9 protein-coding genes are annotated in these 7,601 nt (G+C 69.1%); 2 read left to right on the top strand and 7 right to left on the bottom strand.

All coding sequences use genetic code 11. From position 1 onward, the window contains the following. Window positions 1–111 precede the first annotated feature (111 nt). The 3 genes from HW578_RS20205 to HW578_RS20195 all read right to left on the bottom strand — a co-directional run bounded on the left by HW578_RS20205 (window position 112) and on the right by HW578_RS20195 (window position 1,365). Window positions 112–525, bottom strand: a complete 414-nt coding sequence (locus tag HW578_RS20205) for a hypothetical protein (protein WP_198372518.1) — start codon at window positions 523–525, stop codon at window positions 112–114. 114 nt (window positions 526–639) lie between these two features. Then, window positions 640–972, bottom strand: a complete 333-nt coding sequence (locus tag HW578_RS20200; protein WP_198372517.1) for a GYD domain-containing protein — start codon at window positions 970–972, stop codon at window positions 640–642. A gap of 159 nt (window positions 973–1,131) precedes the next feature. Next, complete coding sequence (locus HW578_RS20195) at window positions 1,132–1,365, bottom strand: hypothetical protein (RefSeq protein WP_198372516.1); 234 nt, start codon at window positions 1,363–1,365, stop codon at window positions 1,132–1,134. Window positions 1,366–1,512: 147 nt separating this feature from the next. Between HW578_RS20195 and HW578_RS20190 the strand changes: the two genes are divergently transcribed. After that, on the top strand, window positions 1,513–3,069 hold the full coding sequence (locus tag HW578_RS20190; protein ID WP_198372515.1) for a winged helix-turn-helix domain-containing protein: 1,557 nt from the start codon (window positions 1,513–1,515) through the stop codon (window positions 3,067–3,069). A gap of 44 nt (window positions 3,070–3,113) precedes the next feature. On the opposite strand, the gene pdxR is transcribed toward HW578_RS20190, so the two are convergent. The 3 genes from pdxR to HW578_RS20175 all read right to left on the bottom strand — a co-directional run bounded on the left by pdxR (window position 3,114) and on the right by HW578_RS20175 (window position 5,703). Continuing rightward, complete coding sequence (pdxR, locus tag HW578_RS20185; protein WP_198372514.1) at window positions 3,114–4,559, bottom strand: MocR-like pyridoxine biosynthesis transcription factor PdxR; 1,446 nt, start codon at window positions 4,557–4,559, stop codon at window positions 3,114–3,116. Window positions 4,560–4,634: 75 nt separating this feature from the next. Beyond that, window positions 4,635–5,213: a GNAT family N-acetyltransferase gene (locus tag HW578_RS20180; RefSeq protein WP_198372513.1), complete on the bottom strand. Its 579-nt coding sequence runs from the start codon at window positions 5,211–5,213 to the stop codon at window positions 4,635–4,637. Between the two features lie 118 nt (window positions 5,214–5,331). After that, window positions 5,332–5,703, bottom strand: coding sequence for a nuclear transport factor 2 family protein (locus HW578_RS20175; protein ID WP_198372512.1), 372 nt, complete (start codon window positions 5,701–5,703; stop codon window positions 5,332–5,334). A gap of 623 nt (window positions 5,704–6,326) precedes the next feature. On the opposite strand from HW578_RS20175, the gene HW578_RS20170 reads away from it, so the two are divergent. Continuing rightward, window positions 6,327–6,734, top strand: coding sequence for a nuclear transport factor 2 family protein (locus HW578_RS20170; protein ID WP_198372511.1), 408 nt, complete (start codon window positions 6,327–6,329; stop codon window positions 6,732–6,734). A 177-nt stretch (window positions 6,735–6,911) separates the two neighbouring features. Here the strand turns inward: HW578_RS20170 and HW578_RS20165 are convergent, their stop codons facing one another. Then, window positions 6,912–7,385, bottom strand: a complete 474-nt coding sequence (locus HW578_RS20165; RefSeq protein WP_198372510.1) for a hypothetical protein — start codon at window positions 7,383–7,385, stop codon at window positions 6,912–6,914. Window positions 7,386–7,601: the final 216 nt, after the last annotated feature.

The following is a 7,601-nucleotide window of genomic DNA, read 5'->3' as shown; positions in this document are numbered from 1 at the left end:
CCTCCGCCTGTCGCAGCTTCGCCACGATCTCCTCAGGCGTGTGCGCCTTCCTCCTCGCCATCCCCAACCTCCCCTCGCTGCCGCCGGGACTACATTACCGGCGGACCGCTTCTACGGGGTCAGGTCAATGAAGGTGAGATGCCGACACGGCCCCTCTGGGTGATAACGCGCCATCTGGTCGAGCAGCGAGAATAGGCGACCGAGCTTTTCCGCAGCCACCGTCTTCTCGAAGTGGGGGATCAGCTTCTCCTCGTCGGGATGCACCCCGGGCGGCAACCAGAGTGCGGCTGCCGTGAAATCATCGTTCCGGTAGGCCGCCGCGTGGTCGAAGGCCCCTCCACCGAACAGGTCGGCGACGCGAGGGAAATGCGCGAGGAATGCAGCCGGCTCCGGGTAGTACCAGCGAACGACGGGATCCGCAGAGAATGCGAGGGCAAGGCAGGACAGAACTGGATCTGCCTCGGCACGGCCGGAAATGCTCAACGAGTGTTGGATCTTTCTCGGGTCAGGCGCCTGGGTGATCATCTCATCCTCCTGTCCTGACGCACGCCGACATCCCCGCGTTGCGAACTGGTTCGGCCATCGGGCGGGGAATGGGTTAGGAAGGCGGCACGTGGCCGCCTTCCGGACGCCACCGCGCTACGACGGCGCCGCGTAGGCTGCCTTGAGTTGCGCCGCCTTCCTGCGCACGGGCTTCACCTCGTCGGGCGTCATCAGCCGCGTGAGGCGGTAGTTGTGGATCGCGCCGCCCGCCAGGGCGACCCCGCCGACGGCCGCTGCCGCTTCGCCGTCGGGCAGATCGCAGATCACCAGGACGCCCGGGCCCTCCGCCAACGTACTGTAGAAGGAGACCAGCTTGCCGCCGGCCGCCTCGAGCAAGCGCTTGATTGCTTCGGCGCGGTTCGCGTCGGGGTTCGCCATCAGTGCATTGATGGCCTGCGGGGTGTAGTTCGCGGTGATGCTGAACAACATGGCCGTCTCTCCCTGAGGTTGGTGTTCCTCTTCCCGGCGCTCCCCGCCCCGCGGTCGTCGCGCGATGACGGTCGCGCCCACCTTACAGGGCCATCGGCCGTGGGTGGGGCGGATTCGGCGTGGGGCCTGCACTTCGCTCTCCGGCAGCGTGCCCGGAGGTCAGCGCCACATCACCCCGCCCACGCCCCAGACGCGGTCGTCATGGGACGGGCCAGGCGGCAGCCCGAGGTCGTGGCGCAGGTGGTTCCCGAGGTCGGCCGGCGACGTATCGGCCGGCGTCCGCTGCTGCGTCGTCGCCAGCCGCGCCAGCCAGCCCGCGAGCCGCCCGCGCCAAGTGCCGCGGACCGGTGCCGCCGGAGCCAGGATCGGGGAGAAGTTCGTCGTCGCGCTCATCGTCGTCTCCGTTGTCCGCGACCCGGCACCGCGCCGGGCGTGGCCGAACCTTCGCCCGCGTCGCCGCCGCGCGTCCTGACCGCCGCCTGACCTTCCGCCGATGACGTGTGTATGATCCGCTGAGGTTCTGAACCGGTGGCGGGGCGCATGGCGGAGAAGGCCGAGGGGGAGGTGCTGCGCTTCGCGGGCGTCACGCTCGACCTCGGCCGTGGCAGCCTGCGCAACGCGGCCGGCGCCGAGGTGCCGATTGCGCCGAAGCCCTTCGACCTGCTGCGCACCCTGGCGCGCGAGGCCGGGCGGACCGTGACCAAGGACGCACTGCTCGATGCGGTCTGGCCCGGCGTGAATGTCACCGAGGACAGCCTGTTCCAGGCAGTGCGGGACGCCAGGCGCGCGATCGGCGACGAGGACGGCCGCGTGCTGCGATCGGTCCCGCGACGCGGCTACATGCTCGATGCCGTGGTCAACGCCGCCCCGAGCGCGCCGCCGGTCGCCGAGCCGTTGACCCCGCCGGAGGACCGCCCCTCGCTCGTCGTGCTGCCGTTTGCCAACATGTCGGGCGACGCCGAGCAGGACTACTTCGCCGACGGCATGGTGGAGGAGATCACCGCCGCGCTGGGGCGCATCCGCTGGTTCTTCGTCATCGCGCGCAACTCCGCCTTCACCTACAAGGGCCGCGCGGTCGATGTGCGCGAGGTCGGGCGCGAGCTTGGCGTGCGCTACGTGCTGGAGGGCAGCGTGCGCAAGGCCGGTGGGCGGGTGCGCATCGCCTGCCACCTCGCCGAGGCCGAGACCGGGCGGCAACTGTGGTCCGAGCGATTCGACGCGGCGCTGGACGACATTTTCGAACTGCAGGACCGCGTGACCGAAGCGGTGGCCGGCGCGCTGGAGCCGAGCCTGCGGGCGGCGGAAATCCGCCGCGCCACGGCCAAGCCGACGGGTAGCCTCGCGGCGTATGACCTCTATCTGCGCGCCCTGCCGCACCATTACGCGATGACGCGGGCGGACAACGACGCCGCATTGGACCTGCTGCGTCGCGCGGTCGAAGCCGATGCGAACTTTGCGCTCGCAAAGGGATTGGCTGCGATGTGCCATATCGCTCGCTCGTCACGTCAATGGTTAAAGCCGGGCGACGTCGCGCCAGGCCTCACGCTGGCGTACGAGGCGCTGGCCAGTGCCGGCGACGATCCCGCGACTCTGCGGCTGGCCGGTCACGCGATCTCTTACTTCGGTCGCGACTTCGAGGCCGGGCTCGCGGCGACGGGGCGCGCGGTGGCGATCAACCCCAACTCCGCGCAGGCCGCGACGAGCGCCGGCTGGGTGCGCAATCATGCCTGTGAGCCGGCCGGCGCGATCCCGCTGTTCCGTCGCGCGCTGCGCCTCAGCCCGCGCGACCCCGAGATCGGGATGATGCATGCCGGCGAGGCCCTCGCCCACCTGATGCTGGGCGACCTGCCGGCAGCGGTGCGTTGCGCGGAAGAGGGCGTGCATCAAATCGAAATACCTGGCGTCGCCGCCTGTCTCCGCACGCTGATCGTGGCGCACTGGCGTCTTGGCCACGAAGCGGAGGCGCGTGAGGCGGTGCAGGCGCTGCTGCGCATCGCGCCAGGGATACGGGTCGGCCGCATGCCGGACATCTGGCGCGATCGCGGCTTTCGCGACGCCTACTGGGCGGATCTCCGCGTGGCCGGCCTGCCGGATTGATCGCCGCCGGAGGCACCTCCGCCAGCCGCGGTAGCGTCAGACCGTCAGCGCAGCGACGCGTCGAACCGGTCGAGCATCGTCGCGATGACCGCGGGTTTCAGCGCCGCAAACCCCAGCAGCAGGTGACGCTCCCAGCCCGGCAGGGTCTCGGCGCCGGAGATGGTCCTGAACTTTAAGGTATGCACCGCGATGCCCGCGGTGCGCGCGCGCGCTTCGCATTCCGCCGCATCCGGGAGATGTTCAGGAACGCGCCAGACGAGGTGCGTGCCGGACACCATGCCCAGCAGGTCGGGCGCGCCGAAATGCCGGGCGAGACCCGCCACCACCGCATCGCGCCTTTGCATGTAGGCCCGACGCAGGGTCCGCAGGTGCTTGTCGTAGCCGCCGCTATCGATGAAGTCCGTCAGCACCGCCTGGTCCAGCCACGGCGCGCCCATGCCCTGGATGGGCCAGGCGTGTTCCAGCAGGGACACGGCCTCGAGCGCCGGCTGCACGAGATCATGCGGAAGGATCAGGTAGCCGATGCGCAGGCCCGGCCCGATCGTCATCGCGAAGGAGCCCGCGTAGATGAAGCGCCCCCGCCGATCCATCGTCTGCAGGGACGGCTGAGGCGAGCCCTCGTACTGGAAGTCGCTGTCGAAATCGACTTCGAACACATGGGCGTCGCTGGCATCGGCCCAGTCGAGCAGCGTGCGCCGCCGTGACGCCGGCAGGGTGCCGCCCAGCGGGAAGTGCCGCGCCGGCGTGACGACGGCCACGCCCCCGCGACACGTCGGCAGGCGGTCGACCATCAGGCCGTCCGCGTCGACCGGCACCGGAAGAACCTCGGCCCCATAGCGCTGGTAGAGCGGCGCGATCATGCTGCACCCAGGCGCTTCCATGACGACCGGCGTGCCGGGGCGCACGAGCATCTGCCCCACCGCTGTCATCGCCTGCTGGATGCCGGACACGACCACGAGCTGGCCGGGCTCCACCGACATACCCCGCGTCGCGCCGAGAAAGCGGCAGAGCGCCGCGCGCAGTTCCGGCGCGCCCTGCGGGTCGCCGGCGCGTGTAAGGTTGAAGCGCGCGCTCTGCATCCGCCGGATCATGAGGCGACGCCAGACCGCGCTCGGAAAGAGATCGGGGTCGATGCCCTCCAGCTCGAAATCGTAGGTCAGGGCTGGCGGCACCGATGCCGGCGGCGGTGTCGCGGCGCGCGGCGTGGATGCCGTCGCGTGCGTGGCGAACTTGGGCGGCTCGGGCGATGCGGGGCTGACATAGGTGCCAGCTCCTTCGCGCGTCTCCACGAAGCCCTCGGCGGCAAGTCCGGCATAGGCCAGCAGCACCGTGTTGCGTGAGACACCGAGCTGCTCGCTGAGCGCGCGCGTGCCCGGCAGCCGGGTGCCCGGCTTCAGGCGTCCGGTGGTGATCGATGTGCTGATCTGCCCGACCAGCTGGCTCTGCAGCGAGATCGGCGCCGACGGGTCGACTTCGAAGGAAAGCTGCATGTCGGTCTCCGCCCCGGTGGGAAGGCACCTCTGGTCAGACCCGCTGGACGCCCCGTCGCCGTGGCGGCGATCGGTTCATCGAGGGTGACGCCGCATGGGAAACATCGGCGGATGCCCACCGATCTCGATCGTCGTGAGGAGCTCGAAGCCAAAGCGCTCATAGAACGGGACGTTGTCCGGATGCGATGAATCGAGGTGGGCCGCCCTGCCGTCGCGATCGCAGGCCTGGAGCCCCTGGGTCATCAGGCCCATGCCGTGGCCTTGGCCCTGCTGGCGCGGATCGATCCCGATCAGTGGCAGGAACCAGTGCGGCTCCTGCGGGTGGTGCGAGGCCATGGCCGAAAGGACCGCGAGCACTTCAGCCCTGGCGGCGGGTGCGACGCCGCGTTCGATCAGGTGATCGAGCGCCGCATCGTCCGGGTGCACATCCGGCGGCAGCCACATCGCGGCCCCGCCGTTCGCCGCGATGACGTGGGCACCACCATGGTCGAACGCCCGGCCGCCGTAGAGCCGCACGAAGGCCGGGAAGAACGTCAGGTACTGGACTGGATCGGGGAACATGAACCGACAGGCCGGATCATTCGCGAAGGCCAGGGTCATCACGCTAACGACGACGGGCTCGTCGGATCTGTCGGCGACGCGGATTGCGGCCATGGGCTGGCCTCCCTGGTGCGGCCCGGACGTCCGGTCGGCTGAGCGATCCGGGTACGCGACGAGAAGCCTATCGGCGATGTCGCATCGGTTGCAACGCCGGCGGTGCCTCGCCAGGGCGTCAGGCGGCGTGGTGGTGGAAGACCTTCTGCATGATCTTCCAGCGCCCATCGACCTTCAGCAGCGTGAGGAAGTCGGTGTAGCGCTGGCCGGTCCAGTTGTCCGCCTCGACGCGCACCACGGCGACCGTCTCCACCACCTGCAGGATGGTCACGTTCACGACCACGTCCTTCGCCGCGCCGTTCCTGTCGTTCCAGTCGAACAGCCCCTGGATGGGGCCGGCGAAGAGATCCTTCCCGACATAGCCATAGATCGTCGCGTCGGCGTGGAAGGCGGGCTTCATCAAGTCGCCCTTGCCGGTCCTTCCGCCGTCCAGGTAGTGCTGAACGGTATCGTGGATCACCTGGTATTCCTCGATCTTCACAGCGCTCATCGCGTCCTCCTGTTGCAGCGTGCCGGCCCCTCCGACGATCAGCCCGACTGTGTGGACGCTGCATGGAACTGGCGCAGCCGTCCCTTCAGTTCGGGCCGTCTCGTGACCGCCCCGGATAGCGGGGCGGCGGCGAGGGGATGAGTGTCCTGTAGCGGGGGCCGTAAACGGCGCAGAGAACCGGTATGCGCGTAAGTGATGGTACCGGTTCGGCGTCCGACGCGCCGGTCGCCGTGATCACCCGATGCGCCTGTTGTTCCGGAATCCGCATGAGTGGCGATGACGCTCAGCGGCAACGCGGGATCGCGCCCTCGGCCCGGACGTCGACCCTGTCCACCAGCAGTCGCACGATGCGCGCCCGTTCGGCGCCCCCGGCTTCGCCGCTGCGGCCGTTCCGCTGGATCCAGGCGCCATTTCCTCATCGGCACGGCCAGTGCCGATCTCCCTCATCCAGGCGGTACCTGGGCTGCTCCACCCTATTCGACGCAGCGGCTGGTGCGCGCAGTACCCTCGTTAGACATCGACCGGTACTGGCCATAGCCCGCCGGTCCCGAGTTCGTTGCGATCCGCTTGGGATGCGGCGTAGCGTCGTCGTCGCGCACCAAGCCAACACGACGGAGGAAAGCATGCCGGTCGACCACGGCAGGGTCCGGGACCTCGCGAAGGCCTATACGGATGCCTGGAACTCTGGCTCGCCGGAAGCCGTCGCCGCGTTCTACGCCATCGACGGGCGGATCGTGATCAATCGGGGCGAGCCATGGGGAGGGCGTGCGCGCGTCGCCGACATGGCGGCGGGCTTCTACGCCGATGTTCGGGACATGAAGGTGTTCTGCGATGAGGTGCGCATCGCCGGGCACCACGTCGCCTATATCTGGACCTTCACGGGCCTGCATGCCGGCACGGGAAATCCGCTGCGGGTGACCGGCTGGGAGGAATGGGACCTCGACCAGGACCTCAAGGTGACGGTGTCGCGCGGATGGTACGACGCGGAGGACTACGCGCGGCAGGTCGCGGGCGGCGAGCAGGCTGGCTGAGCGGCTGCGCGGAACGGCGCGCTCCACACGGGGGTCCTTTTTCCACGCCGATCCACAAGCTGATCGCGCAGCGGTAATCCTCGACCATGTCGAGCGAGAACAGCTGGCGGCGCGGCGCGCCGTCGCTCGCCCCGCCACGACTTAAGGGGCCGAAGCTGGAAGCTTCGGCCCCCGGTGTCACCTGCGGATCGTGACCTCGCCTCCCCACCGTGTCCGTTGGATCCCACCGGCATCCTCGGCCCAGTAGAAGCCCTCGCCGGTCATGCCGTTGTATCGCCCGGTGCCGCCCACGACAGTCCATTCGCCGGTGCGCCGGAATTGCTCGGCCGTCTGCGCGGCCATGTCATTGCGGGTCATGCGGTATCGGAGCATCCAGACGTCCTGCCCCTCGCCGAACACGCAGACCCCACTCGCCTCTTGAGCGGGCGGGGCCCTGTAATTCGCGCCCCGGCACTCGATCCTGCTCGCAGGGATCGGGCCGGATGTCGGCTCGAAATGCCCGACCATTGTGACTGTTTGCCACACGTGGCCGGCCATCGGCGCCCAAACTTGCTGCTGCGCGTTATAGGTGTGCGTGCCCGCGAACTGCTCCCCCGCGAACGCAGGAACTGCGCAGGTGGCGATGAGCGCGGCCATAATCTTGATCTTCATGTGGCACCTCGCAGCCGGTCGAAGCCGAGTTGAACTGCCGGAACACTCGGACCGGATCCGTTGAGACCGACAATTCCCCGATGGCCAGCTGAGCTGCCCCCGATCAGGGATCCACGAGCTATGAGAGACTTGGCCCGTGTTCTGGCTTGGCCGTCTGGCCCTGCCGGAGCGGAGCGTAGGCGGGGCCAGACGGCCAGGGCAACATCGCTTCCGGTG

The sequence above is a fragment of the Roseomonas rosulenta genome (assembly GCF_016106005.1).
Classification (GTDB): domain Bacteria; phylum Pseudomonadota; class Alphaproteobacteria; order Acetobacterales; family Acetobacteraceae; genus Neoroseomonas; species Neoroseomonas rosulenta.
This window is presented reverse-complemented; position numbering and strand designations above follow the sequence as displayed.